Origin of the sequence: uncultured Shewanella sp., from assembly GCF_947501665.1 — a bacterium.
Taxonomy (GTDB): Bacteria; Pseudomonadota; Gammaproteobacteria; order Enterobacterales; family Shewanellaceae; genus Shewanella.
The window spans coordinates 19,064-41,287 of the sequence record NZ_CANMWS010000007.1; the positions used below are offsets into that span (position 1 = coordinate 19,064).

Below are 22,224 nucleotides of genomic sequence, written 5' to 3' on the forward strand. Positions count from 1 at the left end.
ATTCACTCATATAACACATGATACGCGCCATAAACAAAAAATCCACGTATTAAATTCATGGATTTTTAGATTGCGGTAATAGGTTTTATCACAGTATAAATGACAGATAAAATTGACCGTTTTCACTTTTAAGTCGGCGTATTGTTATCCTTTAACAATGGGATATCATCACTTTTTTGTTCATTCGTCGTTTTTACTGTATTCACAATCCACGCATTATCCTTATGACGCATGAGTTCAGGAAAATCTTGATAATTAAAAGTCGGTAGTTTACCCGCCTTTAATTGATGAGAATAATCTTGTATCACACGTACCGTTAAACCCGATAATAAGAGTAGCGCAATAATATTCACTGTCGCCATTAACCCCATAGACACATCAGCAAGTGCCCAAACCAATCCTACTTTTGCAAGAGAACCAAACATCACCATACCTAACACGACAACCCTGAATAAAGGTAAAATCCTCTCTTTATGCCCAGTTAAAAATAATACATTGGTTTCTGCATAAGAATAATTAGCAATAATAGAAGTGAAACAAAAAAACAAGATAGTAAAAGCAATAAAAGTTCCCCCTTCTTGACCTACATGCCCAGTCAAAGCATCAATTGTCATGCGAATTCCATCACTATCGCTATTAATATCACCCGTCAATAAAATAATGGCCGCTGTTGCAGTACAAATCACTATTGTGTCAACAAATACGCCTATCATTTGTACAAACCCTTGAGATGCAGGGTGATTAGGATAAGGCGAGGCACTGCCTGCTATATTGGCCGCACTGCCCATTCCAGCTTCATTAGAGAACAATCCTCTGGCGATCCCTGATTGCATGGCTTGTGCCACACTGTATGCCACACCACCTGCAACCGCTTCTTGTAAACCAAAGGCACTGTTAATCACGAGCATTAAAGCTGCAGGCACTTTGTCAATATTAGTGACCACAACAATAACCGCAACAGTAATGTAAGCTAATGCCATGAAAGGAACCAGTAACTCTGATACTCGTGCGACTTTTCTTAGTCCCCCCATGATCACAAACCCACTGAATATAACCAATATTAATCCGATATCAGATGCAGAGAAACCAAAAACTTGAGTCATTGCAGCAGCGATTGTATTTGCTTGTACAGCATTAAAAACCAGCCCAAAAGCAATAATCAAAAAAATGGAGAATAGGATCCCCATCCATCTCTGGCCTAAGCCTTTTTCCATGTAATAAGCGGGCCCGCCTCGAAACTGGCCATTCTCATCACGGACTTTATAAATTTGCGCTAATGTCGACTCAACCATCGCCGTTGCCATACCGAGTACAGCAATCAACCACATCCAAAAAATAGCACCCGGTCCACCAGCGCCAATTGCCACGGCAACACCCGCCATGTTTCCAGCGCCAACTCGTGCCGCCATACTGGTACAAAAAACCTGAAAAGAAGATAACCCTCCAGGTGTCACCACTTTTCTGCTATGTAAAAGCGTAATAATTGCATGTTTAAAATGGGTAATTTGAATAAAGCCTAAACGTAAAGTAAAAAATAATCCCGCTCCAACTAACCCATAAACAAGTATCTTCCCCCACAACAGTGCATTAAGAAAATCGACAATCATTTCAAACATATTTCTGTTCACCCTCATGGCAAATAAAAGCTTACTATTTGTCACACTATTTCGGTAATGAGTTTAAAAAGCCATAAACTAAAAAACCATAAACTAAAAAACTTCAGGCTTAGATTGAATCAATCCAAGAATAATTAAGATAATCGCCATTCAACTTTCAAGATGACATGACGCCTTAGGGCCTGTCATTCTTTCGTGATTAAATTATGTTCAGATAAACGTGTTTTAATCGCAACGAGAGGTGTGATGCCTAGTCATTCTAAGCCCCTTTTCTTAAACGGAGCAGCTCTCAACAAAGAATAAAACACGTTTAGTGGAACCTACAGACAGCGCCTGTCGCTCCTTTCTAAGGCGTTATCGCTTATTTATGGGGAATAACTACACCGCATAAGCTCTACCTTGTACAAATAAACAACAAACCGCTGTAGAAATACTCACCAAAAATCTACAGGCCCTAGGTTTAATTGAAACAAAAAATAATCCGCTTCATCATCTCACTCTCCACTTTAATTCAGTGCTCTCTCAAAGTGTCAAACAGATTTCGTCAAATCCTACAAACAACACTTATTGTTCTTTAATGCAGGGCTATCATTTATGGATCCACTTCTCTATAAAAACAAGACTAAAACAACATTTAGATCCAAACCGAGAAGAAGATGCCTCCCAAGGCTCTTCCAACCTAAATAATCCATAAAAGATGAAAATATCACCACGCAGTTCAACAGCCCATAGAAAATAACATAAAGAAAACCCTTTATCACCAAACTTAAAACAATCAATTCATATTCAAAGTCTAGTCGACTTCCATTAAAATATCGCTAGCACTGAACTTAGCCCACTCTTCTCCTATTAAAGGCCTAAGTCATGCTCTTTCTTCTCAAGAATCATTTATTAAATCAGCCCTTTTAAACTTGAATCCATAAAATAAATACAAGCACTTGTTATACATAACAATAAAATCTAGTCTAATTATTTTGGGTGTCATTATTCTCTTATAAAAAATAAATAAACATAAAAAATATCTTCATTAAATTGGCAATAACCTCATTTGCGACAGATACTAATGCTTGTTAGCCCGTTGTTAAAGGAACTCCACTTGTTACGCTAACGATGTTTTATATTGTGGTCAGTGGAGGAGTTTTTATTATAAAACATAAGGATTTTAATGATGAACAACACACTAAAAGCCGTATTGCTCACATCAATACTGCCTTTTGCTGCTCATGCAGATGATGGTATGACACCTTGGTATATTGGTGCTGGTATCGGTATCAACGATTATGAACCCCAATGCGACATGAAAACAATGGCCTCATGTGGAGAAGACGATCCTTATGCATGGGATGTGTTTGCAGGCTTTTTATTCAATGATTATGTTGGTATTGAAGTTGGCTATCGCGATCTTGGTCGCTCAGAATTTACTGACTACTCAGGAAACCTAAATGATGTAGGGGTACATGGTGTCACAGCCGGTTTCGTCGGTATTCTTCCTTTAGGCGATCGCTGGAGCTTTAATGCAGAAGTAGGGGCAATGCATTACCTTTGGTACAACAATGAAAATAACGGCAGTGACTATTACAGTGCAACAGATTTCGCACCTTACTTTGGTGCTGGGTTTGGTTTTAATGTTACCGAAAATTTCAAATTTGAAATGAAATATCGTCGCTATCAAGATCTCAACGATACAGAATACAACACCTATGATATGGAAAGTAATTATTGGGGATTGCAACTTAGTTATCGTTTTGGACACAAAGCTAAGGAAGAAATGGTCGTAGTCATCTTTGATTCCGATGGTGACGGGGTACCAGATGATATTGATCAATGCCCCAATACTCCACCCAATGAAAGAGTGGATGCTTACGGATGTACCATTTATGAAGACAAGATATTCAAATTTGAAATCGGTGCTGAATTTGACAACAACTCAGCCGTTGTAAAAGAATCCGCCATGCCTGATATCAAAAAAGTTGCTGACTTCATGATTGAGTATCCCGATAGTATGGTTGAAGTTTCTGGTTATGCCTCCAATGTTGGCGCACCTGACTACAATATGGCACTTTCACAACGCCGAGCAGATGCTGTCGCTGAGATACTCGTTACGCGTTATGGTATTGACAAGTCGAGAGTCACTTCTAAAGGTTACGGCATTACCAAACCTCTTATTCCTGGACGTTCCGCAGCAGCGAATAAAGCAAATCGCCGTATTGAAGCACAAGTCACGGGTGTAGAACAAGTTCCACTCATGCGTATAGAAGTCATTGAGTAATATCTGACTTATCACTCACAATAAAATAAGTTAAGTTGAACTAAAATAAAGCCCATGCTGACACAAGCATGGGCTTTATTTTTGTCACATTTTGTATTAACTGACTTTACATGCTTAATCATGTAAAAAATTGACTATTAACAGAATATAATAGTCAATTTTTGAATTTTTTATGATATTTTACAACTTTTCTGTAATTTTTTTTCACTTAGAGTTGGATTATAGAGTAAAATCGCTTTTAATACGTTATTGCAAACATCATATTTATACGCTGCCACCTGAGAAGGATGTAATTTTTATGGCTAATACATTAGAACAATTCAAATCCATTACGACTATCGTTGCCGACACTGGCGATATTGAGGCCATTAAACGTTATCAACCAGAAGATGCGACAACAAACCCATCACTTATTTTAAAAGCAGCTCAAATTCCAGAATATGCTGGCCTGATTGACAATGCTATTACTTGGGCAAAACAGCAAAGTGAAGATGTTAAACAGCAACTAGAAGATGCTGGAGATAAACTCGCTGTTAATATCGGTCTTGAGATCCTGAAACTGGTTCCTGGACGTATTTCAACTGAAGTTGACGCTCGACTTTCATTTGATAAAAATGCTTCTATAGCCAAGGCACATAAACTCATTAAACTGTATCAAGAAGCTGGCATAGATAAATCACGAATTTTGATTAAATTAGCCTCTACATGGGAAGGGATCTGTGCCGCCAAAGAGCTTGAGCAAGAAGGCATTAATTGTAACTTAACCTTATTATTTAGCTTCGCTCAAGCCAAAGCTTGTGCTGAAGCAGGCGTCTATCTTATTTCTCCCTTTGTTGGTCGTATTCTAGACTGGTATAAAAAAGAAACAGGAACAGATTACTCTGCAGCAACCGATCCGGGTGTTGTGTCAGTGACACAAATTTATAATTACTATAAACAACATGGTTTTAATACCGTTGTTATGGGAGCAAGCTTCCGTAATACTGGTGAAATCATTGAACTTGCAGGTTGTGATCGCCTCACCATTGGTCCAGCATTACTTGAAGAACTGGCCAATTCAGACAAGATCATAGAACGCAAATTAGTACCAGCAACATCAACGCAAACACAAGAAGCACCGCTTACTGAAGCGCAATTTCGTTGGGAGTTTAACGAAGACCCAATGGCTGTCGAAAAACTCGCAGAAGGTATTCGCAATTTTGCGATTGATCAAGGCAAACTTGAAACGATGCTTAAAGCCAAATTGGCCTCTTAAGCTTGCGAGTAAATCACCATGACTGAATTGACTCAATTATCATCTTGGCACGCACTTAAACGTCACAGTGAGCATGTGCCACATATGCGGACCCTCTTTGCCAGTGATCCTAATCGTTTTGAAAAACTCTCTTTATCTGCTTGTGGATTGTTTTTAGATTATTCTAAAAACAAAATTACAGATGAAACATTGTCGCATTTATTTTCTCTCGCTAAAGAGACTAAATTGACAACGAAAATTCAAGCCTTACTCGGTGGAGAAAAGATTAATACCACAGAGCAACGCGCAGTTTTGCATAGCGCTTTACGCGCTCAATCGAACCAAGATCTGCAAGTTGATGGCCAAAGTATTTTCCCTGAGATCCAACAAACCTTAGCTAAAATGACAAGTTTTGTTGACAGCATTACCTCGGGATCATGGAAAGGTTACACAGGTAAGAAGATTACTGATGTCGTGAGTATCGGTATTGGAGGCTCTTTTTTAGGGCCTAAAATCGTCTCTCAAGCATTAAGACCTTACTGGACAGGTGATATCAATTGCCATTTTGTCGCAAATGTTGATGCGACCTCCATCGTTGAAAAGCTTAAACACTTAAATGCCGAGACAACATTATTTGTAATGTCATCGAAGTCTTTTGGCACCCAGGAAACTCTCACTAATACCTTGAGTGCAAAAGAGTGGTTTATTCGTCAAGGTGGTAGCCAAAATGATGTGGCCAAACATTTTGTCGCTGTAAGCTCTAATGTGGATAAAGCCTGTAAATTTGGCATTGCTGCTGAAAACATCTTTCCAATGTGGGACTGGGTTGGCGGGCGTTATTCTCTGTGGTCAGCTATCGGCTTACCCATCGCACTATTAATTGGCATGCCGCGCTTTTGTGAATTACTGGCCGGCGCCAATGAAATGGATGAGCATTTTGCCAATGCGCCTCTTGAAAAAAATATGCCTGTTATCATGGGACTATTATCAGTTTGGTATGTTAACTTTTTCAATGCACAATCCCATGTTGTATTGACTTACGATCATTATTTAAGAGGACTCCCTGCCTATTTCCAGCAGCTTGATATGGAAAGTAATGGCAAATCGGTAAACCTTCAAGGGCAAAATGTTGATTACAATACAGGCCCCGTAATTTGGGGTGGTGAAGGCACTAACGGCCAACACGCTTATCATCAGTTATTGCATCAAGGAACAGGGCTTATTCCAGCGGATTTTATTATGCCACTCAATAGCCATAATCCATTAGGTGAACACCACGTTCAATTAGCTTCAAATTGTTTTGGTCAAACTCAAGCCTTAATGCAAGGAAGAACCTTTGAGGAAGCCTTAGCTGAATTACAAAGCAGCCCGCTTAGTCACGATGACAAACAGCTTATTGCTAAGCATAAAGTCATGCCGGGCAACAAGCCTAGTAATACCTTACTGATGGACAAGCTTACGCCTTCAACATTAGGCGCACTCATTGCACTTTATGAGCACAAAACCTTTGTTCAAGGAGCAATTTGGCAAATCAATTCATTTGATCAGTGGGGTGTTGAGCTCGGTAAAGTATTAGGTAATGATGTACTCGAACGCCTAAACGCGAATAAAGCAGCCTCAGAGCTTGATAGTTCTAGTAATGGGTTGATTAATCTATTTCGCCAACAGAAAATTTAATCTCTCGCGCTAGTAGATCAAATTAGCATACAAAAAACCAATAACAGTGTTATTGGTTTTTTTACACTCAAGTCCCCTTCTCTTTTTCTCTCCCAATGACACTAAACGGCATTAAAAGTGTAAATAAATAAAAAAAACACTCAAAATTAACATAAGTGAAACATTTTTGTTGCACCCTGTTTTAAAAACATGCTATTTATTTGAATACACAGAAACGACAGGAGGTTGCTATGAATCGTTTAGATTATGGTTGTGCGCTAGATAGTGTAGTAGAAAAACCCAGCCGCTCGAGAAATTCCAGTAAAAAGCGAAAATGGCGTGAAATAGAAGCGCTAAAAGAAAAACATCGCCTACTTAAAGAACTTCAAGATATCGATAATAATTTCAATGATGAAATAGACAACTTATTCATATAGTTTTCTAGCCCGATGATAAAAGAGCAGCTTGTTATGCTGCTCTTTTAATTACCCAATTACTTTAGCAGCTTAAACAAATGTGCTTTAAGTTCATCAAAATTGGCAGGTAAATCCACAGATAAAATAGCCTTGTTTTCCACATCAGCCAAAGGCTGAGGTAAAGGCAAACTAATTTTCAGCTCAGCTTCAACCACTTCATTAAACTTTGCTGGATGAGCCGTGCCTAAAAAGATACCTTTTTCATCTTCATGCATCACTTGGGTTAACGCATTCGCCGCGATGGCGCCGTGAGGTTCAGATAAATAACCTGCCTTATGTAATGCCGTCAATGCATTAGATGTTTGTTCTTCAGATAAGGCCACGCCTTTAATATCACTAAGCGACCAGCCCATCTTATCAACAATGGCCTCAACCCTTGGCCAATTACTGGGTTCAGCCACATCCATCGCATTGGACATTGTCGCCACCGTTGTATTGGGAGACCACTTTCCATCAAGTAAGTAACGCGGAACAGTATCATTACTGTTTGTCGCCGCCACAAAATACTTAACAGGTAACCCCATCGCTTTAGCAAACAATCCAGCGGTTAAATTACCAAAATTACCACTGGGTACAGCAATAACCGGTAAAGTCTCATTTTGTTGTTTAAACTGTGCAACCGCTTCAAAGTAATAACAGATCTGGGCAAGTAATCGACTGATATTAATTGAATTAGCAGAGTTTAAATGTAAACCATCTCGAATAGCACTGTCTTCAAATGACTGTTTCACGAGGCTTTGACAAGCATCAAAATCTGAATCGACTGCAACAGTATGAATATTTTTGCCTAATGTCGTGAACATCTTCTCTTGCAGTACACTAATTTTCCCTTTGGGATATAGCACGACAACGTTTATGGCATCAAGACCAAAAAATGCATCTGCAACTGCCGCGCCTGTGTCACCCGATGTGGCGGTCAGAATATTAATGGTTTCATCTTTTGCTAACACATTCAGACACTGAGCCATAAACCGAGCGCCAAAATCCTTAAATGCTAATGTCGGTCCATGAAAAAGCTCTAAGCTGTATCGATTGTCATCGACCTGCACTAGAGGAACATCAAAATTGAACGCCTTTTCCACTAATGAGTCAACAGTGTCCTGTCCAAGCTCTGATGCAAGCCAAGCACCAATGACTTTTTTACTTCTTTCTACAAACGGCAGCGCTAATAACGTCTCCATATCATCCAAAACGGGAATAGCTGTTGGAAAAAATAGCCCTCTATCTTTACCTAGACCAAGCTTTACTGCTTCAGTAAAACTGACGACTTGAGAAGGATGCTTTAAATTATATAACTGCATAACAACTTACCCTTTTAACTGTTCAATACACTAACTATTGCTATTACTTATCTGAGATAACCCTAAAGCCTATTGGTTTCAAATAGGCTCGACGATTAAATTTTTCTTACGCCCGCCGGATCAATTCGGCAAATATGTGAAAAACCATTTTCATCTGTAAGGTAATGTTTATCCAACCAAGTTTTCGCTTGCTCAGCTTTGTCCAAACTATTGGTAATCGAAAACAGTGTCGGGCCACTGCCCGAGATCCCCGTTGCTAACATTCCCATCGCTTCCAGTGCCGTTTTTGCTTCACTGTAACCTGGAATAGCCACCGCTCGATAAGGTTCTGCAAGCACATCTTTTAACGCCTCAAATGCCAATATCTCATCTTGTTTGTAAGATGCATGAACAAATGTACTTAAATGGCGACCAAATTCAATGACCGTGGATTTCTCATATTGATCAGGTAAAAGCTGTCTCATTTTAGCTGTCGATAAAGACACCCCTGAATATGACATCACCCAATACCATTGATTAAAGCTTGGAATGGCATCACACACCTGATTTTTTCCATTTAAAATCAGTTGCATTTTTCCCAAATAACAAGGTGCAACATTATCATAGTGAACCGATCCACTAATTTGTCCTTCAAATTTTCCCATCACTAACAATAAATCAGCGGCAGAAAAAGGGCGGTTAAAATACTCATTCAATGCATAAAGTGCAGCAACAACTGAGCTTGCGCTAGAGCCTAGTCCGCTTCCTACAGGCAAATTTTTCGCTAACGTCAGCTTTATGCCACCCACTAGAGCGTTATCATTGGCCAATTGATCAATAAAAAATTCCGCACATTGATAAACAATATTCTCTTTAGGCTCAACGGGTAATTTATGTGCCCAAGGTCCCAGCACTTCTAACGCCACACCTTGCGTTGCGGCCTCAATAGCAACCGTATCGCCCAATAAAGTCCCATCAATTGGCGCAAGAGCTGCGCCTAAGGTATCAAAGCCTACACTAATATTGGCAATGGATGCCGGAGCATAAACTTTTACACTCATGCTGTTACCTCGCGAGTCCAATTTAATGTTCTTAATACGTCCGCAAAAGCCCCTGCTGCTGTCACCTCTGTACCCGCACCGTATCCTCTTAACACAAAGGGAATGGGTTGATAATAACGACTGTTAAAGGCAAGGGCATTTTCCCCACCTTTCACACTATACAGTGGGTTATTTGCATCAACTTCTACAATCTTCACTCGGCAGCCTTGATCATCAATTTGGCCTACATAACGTAACAATCGACCTTTCGCTTTAGCATTACTCACTTGAATGGCCACGTCTTCATCCAATGTGGTTAAATTCGTCATGAAGGTTTCAACATCACCAGACGCATCAAAATGAGGCGGCAATACTGATTCAACTTGTATATCGCTCAGCTCTAAGTTTAATCCCACCTCTCTGGCTAAAATCAGTACTTTACGCGCCACATCCATGCCACTGAGATCGTCTCTGGGATCGGGTTCAGTAAAACACTTTTCTCTCGCAATACGTGTCGCTTCAGATAGGCTCATGCCTTCATCTAACATGCCAAAAATATACGACAAACTACCAGACAAAATACCGCTGAAACTCAATAATTTATCACCTGCACATAAGAGTTTTTTCAAATTGTCAATTACAGGTAATCCCGCACCTACCGTGGTTTCATATAGAAATTGGCGTCGTTGCTTCAACGCCGTTTTACGTAACGCTTCATAGTAAGCCATGTCACGGGTATTGGCTTTTTTGTTTGGTGTCACCACATGCAAACCAGCATTCATGACATCAAGATACTTATTTGACACAAAATCACTTGAGGTACAATCAACCAGTACCGGATTAAGCAATTGCTGTTCTTTAGCCCAACGCAACATAAAATCAAGATCACTTTGTTGCTTCGACTCATTAAGTAAAGAGGGCCATGCATTCAAGTCCACCCCTTGAGCATTAAGTAACATTTGACTTGAATTGACGATACCGCATACTCGAATACTTATATGCTGTTCTTTTAACATATCCGCTTGACTAGCAATTTGATCAAGCAATCCAGCCCCAACATTACCGCAACCGACAAGAAAGACATCTAAGTAATGCTGCACGTCAAAAAAGCTTTGATGGCAGGCTGAAATCGCATTTTTAATTTTACGTTGCTCAACAACAGCAGAGATTGAGCGCTCTGACGAGCCTTGTGCAATCGCAATAATATTAACCGTTGCTTGGGCCAACGCTTGGGAGAAAGTAGCCGTGATCCCTTTATTGGTGCGCATTCCATCACCAATTAATGACACTATCGCTAAGTTATGACGCATTTCTAGTGGTTCTAAAAGCTCACTTTGCAATTCAAGTTCAAATTCTTGTTCTAATGCTTGTTTTGCATTTGCTGCATCAGAAGTATTCACACAAAAACTGATACTGTATTCAGATGAGCTTTGTGTGATCAAAGACACAGACACGCCACTTCTTGAAATCGCACCTAATGTTCGACTCGCCATCCCCACCATGCCTTTCATTCCAGGGCCGGAGACATCAAACATTGTTTGTTCGTCCAGATTCGAAATGGCTTTCACACTTAGCCCTGACTCATCTTGTGCGTTGGAAACCAATGTCCCTACCGCATCAGGATTAAAGCTATTACGTATGTAACAAGGAATATGATATTGAGCAATAGGGGCAACAGTTTTAGGATGCAAAACTTTTGCACCAAAATAAGAGACTTCCATGGCTTCTTGGTAACTCATCTGCGCTAATAATTTTGCATCGACAACCACTCGAGGATCGGTATTATAAATACCATCAACATCCGTCCAAATTTCACAACAACTAGCATCAATACAAGCTGCTAAAACAGCAGCAGAATAATCAGACCCATTGCGTCCTAAGGTAACAACTGAACCATCTTCCCTTCCCGCACTAAATCCTGGCATCACCCACACTCTAAACTCATCGAGGTTAATGGCATTAAAATTAACTTTACTTGCCTCAATATCAACCGCTGATTCAAGTCTGGGGCCCTCAGCTAATAATAAAGTTTGAGGATTGAGCTGAGCAGCTCTGTGGCCCATAACGTTAATCAATTGCTCCATTAATGCAGCAGAAAGCTTCTCTCCGCCAATAATGATTTCAGCTCTCACGCTATCAGGACAAACACCCAATAAAGAAACACCCTGTAATTTATTACTCCAAAAAGCCAGTTGTTTATCTAAACAAGCTTGTAGGTGCTGACTCTGATTGTTCGTTAATAGTGCCGTGGTTGCTTGTTTATAGAGATCCGTAAACACTTGCTCAATTCTAGATAACACTAATTCAAATTTTCCACCCTCGATGGCAACATCCACCACTTCCAATAAACTATTGGTAATCGTTGCGGGCGCAGATAAGACAACAGCAATTGACTCTTCACTCGCTGACTTAGCAACAATAGCGGCAGCCGATTGGAATCTCTGCCAATTGGCAAGTGAGGTACCACCAAACTTCATGACTTTCATATTTTCTCCTGTGCCCACCCCTCTTCAGAAACAAAAAAGCCTGCTTCTTTATGGGAAGCAGGCTTAATGTTTAATCTAATATTAGATACGCTCAGCCTGTCCCCACGATAATAATCGTGGTGGTCGTAATAATGGTGATTACAACAGTGCGGCAAAGCGTCATAATAAATAGGGTAAATTCAATCATTCGTTAATTTATGCTTACAGAATTGCTTTTTACACGGCGGCTGTCAAGTCCCTTTTTATGAATAATTTGAATCAGCTATCCCTTTTAAAAGATTTAACGGTTAAATAGCTTGAATATTTTACTTCTTGAGTAAAAAAAGAAAACTACAACTTTGTTTCTCGATAGAAACATTGAGTTTAACCATCTGTTATTAAAGTGTTATACATTGGCTTTCTATTTTATCAAGCACGTCATTGAAATATGAAAACAGATCTTAGCAGATCATCATTAATGTGCTTTTTATGTCAAACAATAACCACAATAGAATACTGTTAACTGCATGACTATGCATTAACGATGACTTTTTTCATAATATTCCACGCCATAGCCATATTTTGCCGTGCTAACCATGATCGCATCTTAAGGAAAATCCAGTTAAAATACCCGCCATTCATTTATTGGAGCTTTAGCATGAACATTACACAAGAGTGTGCAGTCACTATCCATTATCAACTAAAAGATGACGAAAATCGTATCGTTGAAAGTTCATTTGACGGTGAACCAATGCTTTACTTGCACGGTGCTCAAAATATGATCCCAGGCCTTGAGGCTGAGCTTGAAGGCAAAACCATTGGAGACAAAATTGAAGCCAGCATTGAAGCTAAAGATGGCTATGGTGAATATCATGATGGGTTACGCCAGGAAGTGCCTCTTGATGCTTTTGGAGATGTCGAAGATATTATGCCAGGCATGCGTTTCATTGCTGAAACCGAAATGGGCCAACGACCAGTGCAAGTTGTCGAAGTAAAAGATGATGTTGCCGTTGTTGACGGAAACCATCCTTTAGCCGGACAAAGGTTGCACTTTAATGTCGAAGTTGTCGATATTCGTCAAGCAACAGAAGAGGAACTGGCCCATGGCCATGTCCATCCTTCTGGTCACTGCGAAAGTCAAACGACAACTGAAGCACACGAACATAAAGACGGATGTTGCGACGGCCACTAGAATAAAATGAAAAAGCCCCAGTTCTCAAAGTTGAATTGAGGCTTTACCTGCTATGTCATATTCACAAAATCATTGATTTTATTTTATTTTTCTTTTCTGCTGGCATATGCTTTAAATAATTTGAACACCGAGTGATCGTTGCAATACTGATCTGATATTCTTGGGCTATTTGTCTTTGACTCATTTCTCCGTCAAGCAAAGTCTGAAACACTTTCAATCGACTCGCAATTGCACTGCGTTCATCTTCGGTAAGCAGCAATTCAAATAAATCAATCAACCCACTATAATCATGATAAGAAATAACTTTCTCTAATACTAAGTCCCATTCCGCTCGCATGTACGCTCCTGTGTCCTCCAATGCTAATAACTAAGTCGTATTGTAACAAAAATAATATTCAATACTCTATTCATTCTTAATAACCCTAGCTGCATAACACGTTCAATAATGACCTTTAATTGAAAAAGAAGTTTCAATTAAAGGACGTTAAATGCAACAATATAAATACAACAATATAAATACAACAATATAAATACAACAACAACCTTCAACAGTGAGCAAGCACTATGAGAAAAAAACTAACTTTGAGCCTATTAGCCATCTTAACGAGCACAGCAATGACTGTTAGCATCGCAGACACCTCTCCTAGCACTAATTTCAAGAAGCCTGAAGATGCTGTCAAGTATAGACAATCAGCCTTTAGCATGATGGCTTATAATTTCGGCGATATTGGCACTATGCTAAAAGGAAAGAAGCCTTACAACGCCGCCTCAGTTATTACTCGAGCTGAAAATGTTGCCGCTTTATCAAAATTGCCATTAGAAGGCTTTGTTCAATCTGATGGTTTAGATCAGCGTGACGCTCTCGATAAGATTTGGACCGAAAAGGCCAAGTTTAATGAAAAAATGAAAACACTACAGCAAAGTGCAAGTATGTTAGTCGTTGCAGCCAAAAGCGGTGATAGAAAAGCCGTGCAAAAAGCTTTTATGACCACAGGAAAGAGCTGTAAATCATGCCACGATGATTACAAGAAAGACTAGTTAATTCCATCAGGGCTATATAAACCTAATCATGAATATAGCCCATTCGCCTATTATTCATCACTTTTTACTTCAAAGCATAGGTAAAATCGGTTGAACCCAAAAATAAAAAATCACCAACCCAATAACGATAAACAAGCCTAAAGCCACAAAGGTATGAGTAAACTTGAGCGAAGGATAATCAGCATTACCTCTCTCCTTTTTACCTGTAAACATGGCTGTAATTAAGTTATCCCCTTTTAGCAAATGAACTAAGACAGCTAAAATATGCATACTCGAAAACACCAATATAAGATTAAAATTATTTTTATGTAGCCAAGTAAACCAGGCTGCTGTAGTACTGCTCACATACTTAACGAGAGGCCCTTCGGTAAAAATATCATCCGTTGCAAGCAATCCACTCATTAATTGAAGACTCAGTAATGAAAGCAGTAGGACCACCATATACCCACCAATAGGGTTATGCCCTAAAGTGCTACTGGTTTTTCGCTTTTCAAAAAGGTACTTGAGCATTTTTTTAGGAGAAACAATGAAAAAAGCAAAGCGCGCTGTATCACTTCCGACCCATCCCCATATTAAACGGCACAACACCAAATCCAATAACACATAACCCAATACTTGATGCCAATGCATCTCTCCTATCGATGCCGTCCACCATAGGCCAATGAGTAACCCCACCACTGACCAATGGAATAAACGCGTTGGAGAGTCCCATACTTGAATACTTGATTTAGTTTTATCCATATTGTCTTACTCTTAAAAAGTGAAATATGCAGCATGAAAAGAATATCTCAATAAGGAAAATGAAGCGTTCATGCAAAAAATGAAGTGAAATAGCTATACCTAAGCCGAGGTTATCCCATCAAATATGCACGGGTTTATAATAAGTTTCAAGGCCAACAGCAGGATTATTTTTAATTTTTGTCTAAGTGATCAAATAAAACGCGAACAATTAAAAAAGGCTAAAAAAATGTGATTTAAGTCACGACTTTTCCCATAGAGATTGGTAGTCTGAATTCAAGGAAATAACAGAAGGTTCGACATATGATAAAGATTACTAGTAAGCAATTTGACGTAACTGACTCTATCCGTGAACGTATTGAAAGCAGAATTGCTAAGCTTTCAAGGCATGATGTGCAGTTCCTTAACCCACATGTCATCATCGTACAGGAAAAGCAAACATTCAAAATCGAAGCTTCTGTTGGCATTCCGAATGCAACACTATTTGCACAGGCGAAAAGTGACGACCTTTATGCCGCCATTAACGCAATGGGGCAGAAACTGGAAAAACAACTCAATCGCCAAGTCCATAAACCAGAAAGTCAGCGTCGAGCAACACTTAATCTAGAAGATGATACTCGAGACGATGATTTTATCTACAATAATGAGGAGGAATACGCAGCTTGATTACATTTTATTTACTTAAAAGCGCATCTTTCGGTGCGCTTTTTACTTTCCCCACTAAATAAACGAACTTTATCATTTTTTCGTTGACACTCACTGCATAGACTATTATTTTTAAACAATGAAAATATGTTTCCACGGTTTATTTACTTTCTTTTTTACACCTCCCCCCAATAGAGGCGGATTTTCGGTGTACAAACGAAAGTGAAAATTCCAAAGCCTCCTAAAACGGAGGCTTTTTTGTTTTTAATACTGTATAAAATGAAGATGTAGAGGCCTAAATGAGTAAAACCATTCCTTTAAACCAGACTCGAGAGCAAATTACTGCACTAGATAATGAATTACTCACTTTATTGGCTAAAAGGCGCGAATTGAGTTTGAATGTCGCTCGAAGCAAAGAAGTTGACATACGTCCTATACGTGATACCGAACGAGAAAAAGATCTTTTAGCTCGATTAGTGAAACAAGGCCGCGAAAAAGGACTCGATGCTCATTACATTATTTCTCTTTATCAAAGTATTATTGAAGACTCTGTACTTAATCAGCAAGCTTTTTTACACGGACGAGCTAATCCTGAAACACAAAAACCACGCTATATCGCAGCTTACTTAGGTGCGAAAGGCTCCTATTCTTACCTTGCAGCCACCCGTTACTGTGCACGCAGACAAGTAGATATGCAAGAACTGGGTTGCCACAGTTTTGATGCCATCATCCAAGCCGTGGAGTCAGGTCAAGCTGATTATGGTTTTTTACCTATTGAAAATACCTCTTCAGGTTCAATCAATGAAGTGTATGATGTGCTCCAACATACTCGCCTTGCTATTGTAGGTGAAACCACAATTGAAGTTGAACATTGTCTACTGGCTCAATCTGGCAGTAACATTAATCACATTAAAACGGTCTATGCCCATCCGCAGCCAATTAGCCAATGCAGCCGATATCTTGGAATGCATGGTCAATTTAAATTGGAGTATTGCTCTAGTAGTGCAGAGGCCATGGAAAAAGTGAAACAAAGTCCCACCCCCAATGTTGCAGCAATTGGCAGTGCAGAAGGTGGCGCATTATATCAACTTGATGCTATCGAAAAAGGGCTTGCTAATCAAAAAATAAACCAAAGTCGCTTTATTGTTGTTGCACAAAAGCCTGTTGATGTCCCTGAGCAATTACCCGCAAAATCAACCCTCATTATGGCAACAGGACAAAAACCTGGCGCATTAGTCGATGCTTTATCTGTCTTAAAAGCGCATCACTTAAATATGAGTAAACTCGAATCAAGACCCATTGCTGGTACCCCTTGGGAAGAAATGTTTTATCTGGATATAGAAGCCAATTTATCTTCAACTGCCATGAAAACAGCATTGAAAGAACTCGAGAGAATTACCCGCTTCATTAAAGTATTAGGTTGCTATCCTTGTGAATCCGTCAAACCAACCCATTTGGCACATCAAGAACTTATGTTAGATAATCACTCAGAGCAAATAGAACAAAAAACTGAGCATAGTCAACCACTGCGTTATAGCAAAAACTATAAGATGAATGCGACACAAATCAAGTGTGGTCAATTAGAATTTAATACTGCTCAACCCGCAGCTATCATCCAAGTACAATTACCCATTGAAGTGGCGCTATTTGAACAACAGGTAAAAACATTAAAAGAGTTAGGCTTTCAAGCTGTTCAACTTAGAGGTTTACATTTACAACCTGATGTTAATTCTACTCTGACGCAAATGAAGAGAACACTTGAGCACTTTAATTTAGCTTGCATCATTGTTATTGAACATGAGTCCGATTTAGCTATTGCTACACATCATGCTGATCTGTTACTGCTTGATAGTGCGCAAATGTACAACCAATCGCTGTTAATGCAGCTAGGATCTTTGCTTTTACCTATCATTATAGAGCGTAATCCTATGGCCAATATTGAAGCATTATTATCTGCCAGTAATACAGTATTAAGCCAAGGTAACCAACAAGTCATATTATGCGATTCGGGCATTAAGGTGAATAATAGTGAGCATATCTCATTAGATTTAGCTGGATTAGTTTTGTTGAAAAACACCACTCACTTACCCGTTATTACCAATCCCAGTTATGCGATAGAATTATCACAAATCACGACTTATTTACCCGCAATAAAAAACCTCTCTGCAGATGGCATAGTACTTCACTTATCATTATCAAATCAGGTTATCACTTCTGATGAGAACACACTATTCAATGAGATTTTACATTCTTTGTACCATTAACAGCTAAATAGGTTAATTCTAATAAAAATGCCGTATCAATTGCGGCATTTTTATTAGAGACAAACAAAACAATCATTATCATTGCCACTTAACAATCTCAAAGCATAGCGGCATCACCATGAACTAAATCGGCCGACCTTCCAATAAACTCAACCAACCTTTAACAAGACGAGCCGTAAACCATAATGCGCCCAATAAATAGAGCGTCATACTTGCCCACATAGCATTGAGACTATAACCTAGTAACAACACGGCTAATAACCCAAACATAGACCGACGTTGCCAGCCTAAATGGGACTTTAGCACTTCACCTAAGTGAGTTTCTCTCTGTAACATATTAATCAACAAGCTCAACAAAGAAGGCAGAAGTAACAGAGGAAAGGCGGCTAATAGCCCATAGAGGAAATGTCCTAAACTGGTATCCTCCTGAATATTATCAGAGGATAGGTTCGGTGTTGAAGTCATCAAGGTCATAAATTTACTCCATAAAGGAAAGGCGGTTAGGAGCAAATCCATTCGTATCCTAATATTAACTTTACTGTCTATCTCACTTTTCTGCAACTTTCAGAATGTAACAAAAGGATCGCCATGACATAAAAGTATCATCCTCTGATCATATTTCCCCTCTATAACAATAAAAAGAGAGACAAGCTCTCTTTTTATATAATTGGATATTCATGCATGTGTGGAGAAAGATACCTGCTTTAATCTGTTTTCATATCATTGACTGATTGCAACATAGCGCGACTTTCTTTTTGAAATTGTGAAGCAAAATCGCCAAACCAAGTCGATACACCTTTAAATTGAGTAATAAAACCTTCTTTATCACCTTGTTTAAGCAGCTCTAACGCTTGAGTATAATTTTTTAAATAATCACTGATGACATGTAAGCTGTCAGGTTGAGAGAAAATAATATCAGCGTATAATTCAGGGCTTTGTGCGAACAACCTCCCCACCATGGCGAGCTCAAGCCGGTAAATTGGTGAACTAAATTGCAATAATGTCTCAATATCAGCCGACTCTTTACATAAATTCAAACCATATACGAAAGAAGAAAAATGACGCATTGCTTGCACTAACTGCATAGATTTATCATGTTCTTGAGGTTCTGCCTCAACAAGCCTCGCTCCCCAAATCGTCATCTGCTCAAGTAACCATTGATAGGCCTCTTCATCACGACCATGACATACAACGATGACTTGTTTTGCTAGACTACCAACATCGGGCCCAAACATGGGATGTAAACCTATCACGGGTCCCTCATGGGCCTTTAACATTGCAGCCATTGGATCGGATTTTATCGAAGTCAAGTCCGCTAACACGCAATCTTTAGGCAGTTGAGTCAACTGAGTCGCTATTAAATCACAGGTCATTTGAATTGGGACCGTCACAATCACCAACCCCGCACCTTCAAATAAATGCTCCGCTTGACCCCAATCACCTTTATCTAATGATTTAACCTCATAACCTGATAAGGTCAACATTTGTGAAAATAAGCCACCTAATTTTCCTTGACCGCCAATCACCACTACATGACCTAAATCAGGTTTGACTTGCTTAAACCCTACATCTTTCTCATTTTGATAAGACTCTCTCATCAAACGTCGCAATATATCCTCAATTAATTGAGGTGAAACCTTCATGTTTTCCGCTTCTTTTCGACGCTTTGCGAGCATTGCAGCTTCTCGTTGAGGTGCATAAATAGGCAATCCCGCTCCATGCTTAACTGCTCCTACCTGCGCCACTAGATCTAAACGCTTTCTTAATAAGTGGAGCAGCTGTTGATCAACACCATCGATTAATCCTCGAAGGTTCTCCAGGTCGGCCGTTGTTTTTTCATTCATGGTTTATCTTCTCATCCTGCACTCAGGTCATATCAAAACGATGCGGTAAAGTCGATGATAAACTTTTCGCGCCATTTCTCAATAATGTTTCAGTCGTTTGCCAATTAATACAAGCATCGGTCACAGATACACCATAAGCCAATTCATTGATTGGCTGATCACTGCTTTGATTGCCTTCATTCAAATGACTTTCTAGCATCACTCCTATGATAGATTTATTGCCATTGCGAATTTGTTTAAACACATCCTGACAAACTTCTGGTTGCTTTGAATGATCTTTTGAGGAGTTGCCATGACTACAATCAATGACTAATCTTGCATTTAATTTTGCAGCATGTAATTGATCTTCACATTCAGCAACACTTTGTGCATCATAGTTGGGCTTTTTCCCGCCGCGTAAAATAACATGCCCATCCGGATTACCTTCCGTTTTTAATAACGCAACCTGTCCTTGTTGATTAATCCCCATAAAACGATGCCCGCTAGCAGCTGATTCCAATGCATTAATCGCTACTTGCAATTTACCATCGGTGCCATTTTTAAACCCGACAGGCATAGACAACCCCGAGGCCATTTCTCTATGGGTTTGTGACTCTGTCGTACGCGCGCCAATCGCCGACCAAGTCACCAATTCTGACATGTATTGAGGACTGATAGGATCTAACGCTTCTGTCGCAACGGGTAATTCTAACTCAGCCAGCCAAATCATCAACTCTCTTGCTTGACGTAACCCCTTATCAACATTGAAAGATTCATCCATATCAGGATCATTAATCATTCCTTTCCAGCCTACCGTAGTACGCGGTTTTTCAAAGTAAACTCGCATTAAAATGAAAAACTCATCACTCAATTCATCATGCAATTGCTTAAGCTTTAAAGCATACTCTTTCGCGGCCTTCACATCATGAATAGAACAAGGACCAGTCACAATAAGCACACGATTATCGCGTTTATGCACAATATTTGATACCGTTTTACGCGCATTAAGCACAAACTGACTCGCATGCTCAGATAAAGGTAAGGCCTGCTTAAGGGCTTTAGGGCTAACCAGCACCTCTTCAGAAGTAATATGAATATTATTAATCGTGTCTTGTTGCATGATCTCACCTAATGCTTAAAATAATACCAATTTTGTATAGCCGTAATATTACACCATTACATTGATGGTGTAAATATATCTAAACTCAACTTACGATATAAAAGGTATTGATCCGTGATAAACTTAAAATTCATTTTATTCAGATAGTTAAACACAAAAAACCGCCTCGAGGGCGGTCTTTTGTGCGAACACTGCATCTTTTTTTCTAGCAAATAAATTCTTATTTGGTAGATAGTTTCTCACGGATACGTGCAGATTTACCTGAACGCTCACGTAGATAGTAAAGCTTAGCACGACGAACACGACCGCGACGCTTCACTTCGATGCCTGCGATGATAGGGCTATGCGTTTGGAATGCACGCTCTACACCTTCACCATTAGAGATTTTACGTACAGTGAATGCTGAATGCAGACCACGGTTACGTTTTGCGATTACAACGCCTTCAAAAGCCTGTAGACGCTCTTTTCCGCCTTCTTTTACACGTACTTTAACAACGACAGTATCACCTGCGCCGAATTCTGGTACGTCAGTTTTCATTTGCTCATCGTTGAGCATTTTAATGATGTTGTTCATGAATAAACTCCATTCTAGTGTAACTGAACCTAACTAACCATGCTTGTTCATGGTGTCGACAAACTCTGTTAATAACTCGGTCTGTTCGTCAGTCAGAGCTAGATTTTCAAATAATTCTGGTCGTCTCAATAAAGTCTTACCCAGACTCTGCTGTAAACGCCAGCGTCTAATATGTTCGTGGTTACCGCTTAATAAAACGGCTGGTACATCATGCCCATCCAAACATTCGGGACGCGTATAATGTGGACAATCCAGTAAACCATCAGAGAAAGAATCTTGCTCTGCAGAAGCTTGCTTACCCAGTACACCGGGTACCAACCTTGATACTGAATCAATCAGGGTCATCGCTGGTAATTCACCGCCCGAAAGCACGTAATCACCGATTGACCATTCTTCATCCACTTCTGTTTGTATAATGCGCTCGTCAATACCTTCATATCGTCCGCACACTAACACCAAACTTGATGACTTAGCTAACTCTTCCACGCCCTGCTGTGTCAGCTTGCGCCCTTGAGGAGATAAGTAAATCACCTTTACGTCTTCGCCTGCTGCCGCTTTCGCCGCATGGATAGCATCACGTAAAGGTTGCACCATCATTAACATACCGGGACCACCACCATAAGGCCTGTCATCCACAGTATTGTGTTTATCATGGGTGAAATCCCTCGGATTCCACGTTTGCAACGCTAAAAGGCCTTTATTAACGGCCCGACCCGTTACTCCAAAATCGGTGATGGCACTAAACATCTCCGGAAACAGGGTGACTACCCCTAACCACATCTGCTATACCT

18 protein-coding genes, 1 pseudogene and 1 other annotated feature are annotated in these 22,224 nt (G+C 39.7%); of the genes and pseudogenes, 8 read left to right on the forward strand and 11 right to left on the reverse strand.

Annotation, left to right across the window (positions count from 1 at the left end; all coding sequences use genetic code 11):
* Window positions 1-128: 128 nt before the first annotated feature.
* Window positions 129-1,616 carry an alanine/glycine:cation symporter family protein gene (locus Q0976_RS06440; RefSeq protein ID WP_299492212.1) on the reverse strand — a complete coding sequence of 496 codons (1,488 nt, stop codon included), beginning with the start codon at window positions 1,614-1,616 and terminating at the stop codon, window positions 129-131.
* A 1,165-nt stretch (window positions 1,617-2,781) separates the two neighbouring features.
* Between Q0976_RS06440 and Q0976_RS06445 the strand changes: the two genes are divergently transcribed.
* From Q0976_RS06445 to Q0976_RS06460, 4 genes are all read left to right on the forward strand, one after another.
* Complete coding sequence (locus Q0976_RS06445; RefSeq protein ID WP_299492213.1) at window positions 2,782-3,885, forward strand: OmpA family protein; 1,104 nt, start codon at window positions 2,782-2,784, stop codon at window positions 3,883-3,885.
* Window positions 3,886-4,183: 298 nt separating this feature from the next.
* Window positions 4,184-5,140 carry a transaldolase gene (gene tal, locus Q0976_RS06450; protein ID WP_299492215.1) on the forward strand — a complete coding sequence of 319 codons (957 nt, stop codon included), beginning with the start codon at window positions 4,184-4,186 and terminating at the stop codon, window positions 5,138-5,140.
* Between the two features lie 18 nt (window positions 5,141-5,158).
* Entirely contained in the window at window positions 5,159-6,796 is a 1,638-nt protein-coding gene (pgi, locus tag Q0976_RS06455) for a glucose-6-phosphate isomerase (protein ID WP_299492217.1), read from the forward strand.
* 230 nt (window positions 6,797-7,026) lie between these two features.
* Complete coding sequence (locus Q0976_RS06460) at window positions 7,027-7,212, forward strand: DUF3545 family protein (protein WP_298768509.1); 186 nt, start codon at window positions 7,027-7,029, stop codon at window positions 7,210-7,212.
* A 56-nt stretch (window positions 7,213-7,268) separates the two neighbouring features.
* Here Q0976_RS06460 and thrC read toward each other — a convergent pair whose 3' ends face one another.
* From thrC to thrA, 3 genes are all read right to left on the reverse strand, one after another.
* Window positions 7,269-8,552 carry a threonine synthase gene (gene thrC / locus Q0976_RS06465; protein WP_299492219.1) on the reverse strand — a complete coding sequence of 428 codons (1,284 nt, stop codon included), beginning with the start codon at window positions 8,550-8,552 and terminating at the stop codon, window positions 7,269-7,271.
* Between the two features lie 95 nt (window positions 8,553-8,647).
* Window positions 8,648-9,592, reverse strand: coding sequence for a homoserine kinase (gene thrB, locus Q0976_RS06470; protein WP_299492221.1), 945 nt, complete (start codon window positions 9,590-9,592; stop codon window positions 8,648-8,650).
* Window positions 9,589-12,057, reverse strand: a complete 2,469-nt coding sequence (gene thrA, locus Q0976_RS06475; protein WP_299492223.1) for a bifunctional aspartate kinase/homoserine dehydrogenase I — start codon at window positions 12,055-12,057, stop codon at window positions 9,589-9,591. The genes thrB and thrA overlap by 4 nt, the downstream gene beginning before the upstream one ends.
* Window positions 12,058-12,694: 637 nt before the next feature.
* Between thrA and Q0976_RS06480 the strand changes: the two are divergent.
* Window positions 12,695-13,153 (forward strand): annotated as a pseudogene (locus tag Q0976_RS06480) (peptidylprolyl isomerase); the annotation flags it as partial.
* A gap of 136 nt (window positions 13,154-13,289) precedes the next feature.
* On the opposite strand, the gene trpR reads toward Q0976_RS06480, so the two are convergent.
* A complete protein-coding gene (gene trpR, locus Q0976_RS06485) occupies window positions 13,290-13,565 on the reverse strand; it encodes a trp operon repressor (protein WP_299492225.1) in 276 nt (91 codons plus the stop codon).
* A 227-nt stretch (window positions 13,566-13,792) separates the two neighbouring features.
* Between trpR and Q0976_RS06490 the strand changes: the two genes are divergently transcribed.
* A complete protein-coding gene (locus Q0976_RS06490) occupies window positions 13,793-14,266 on the forward strand; it encodes a cytochrome c (protein ID WP_299492227.1) in 474 nt (157 codons plus the stop codon).
* Between the two features lie 72 nt (window positions 14,267-14,338).
* Here Q0976_RS06490 and Q0976_RS06495 read toward each other — a convergent pair whose 3' ends face one another.
* Window positions 14,339-15,010, reverse strand: coding sequence for a cytochrome b/b6 domain-containing protein (locus Q0976_RS06495; protein WP_299492229.1), 672 nt, complete (start codon window positions 15,008-15,010; stop codon window positions 14,339-14,341).
* Window positions 15,011-15,310: 300 nt separating this feature from the next.
* On the opposite strand from Q0976_RS06495, the gene raiA reads away from it, so the two are divergent.
* Both raiA and pheA read left to right on the forward strand, forming a co-directional pair.
* The gene (gene raiA, locus Q0976_RS06500; RefSeq protein WP_299492231.1) at window positions 15,311-15,673 is read left to right on the forward strand and encodes a ribosome-associated translation inhibitor RaiA; all 363 of its coding nucleotides are present in this window, start codon (window positions 15,311-15,313) and stop codon (window positions 15,671-15,673) included.
* Between the two features lie 120 nt (window positions 15,674-15,793).
* Window positions 15,794-15,915: a sequence feature (Phe leader region), on the forward strand.
* A gap of 36 nt (window positions 15,916-15,951) precedes the next feature.
* Window positions 15,952-17,916 (forward strand): prephenate dehydratase, encoded by a 1,965-nt coding sequence (gene pheA / locus Q0976_RS06505; protein ID WP_299492233.1) that lies wholly within the window; start codon window positions 15,952-15,954, stop codon window positions 17,914-17,916.
* Window positions 17,917-18,039: 123 nt separating this feature from the next.
* On the opposite strand, the gene Q0976_RS06510 is transcribed toward pheA, so the two are convergent.
* The 5 genes from Q0976_RS06510 to trmD all read right to left on the reverse strand — a co-directional run bounded on the left by Q0976_RS06510 (window position 18,040) and on the right by trmD (window position 22,213).
* A complete protein-coding gene (locus tag Q0976_RS06510) occupies window positions 18,040-18,432 on the reverse strand; it encodes a hypothetical protein (RefSeq protein WP_299492235.1) in 393 nt (130 codons plus the stop codon).
* 188 nt (window positions 18,433-18,620) lie between these two features.
* A complete protein-coding gene (tyrA, locus tag Q0976_RS06515; RefSeq protein WP_299492237.1) occupies window positions 18,621-19,760 on the reverse strand; it encodes a bifunctional chorismate mutase/prephenate dehydrogenase in 1,140 nt (379 codons plus the stop codon).
* Window positions 19,761-19,782: 22 nt separating this feature from the next.
* Window positions 19,783-20,859, reverse strand: a complete 1,077-nt coding sequence (locus Q0976_RS06520) for a 3-deoxy-7-phosphoheptulonate synthase (protein WP_299492239.1) — start codon at window positions 20,857-20,859, stop codon at window positions 19,783-19,785.
* Between the two features lie 220 nt (window positions 20,860-21,079).
* Entirely contained in the window at window positions 21,080-21,433 is a 354-nt protein-coding gene (gene rplS / locus Q0976_RS06525) for a 50S ribosomal protein L19 (protein WP_298768487.1), read from the reverse strand.
* Between the two features lie 33 nt (window positions 21,434-21,466).
* On the reverse strand, window positions 21,467-22,213 hold the full coding sequence (gene trmD / locus Q0976_RS06530) for a tRNA (guanosine(37)-N1)-methyltransferase TrmD (RefSeq protein WP_299492241.1): 747 nt from the start codon (window positions 22,211-22,213) through the stop codon (window positions 21,467-21,469).
* Window positions 22,214-22,224: the final 11 nt, after the last annotated feature.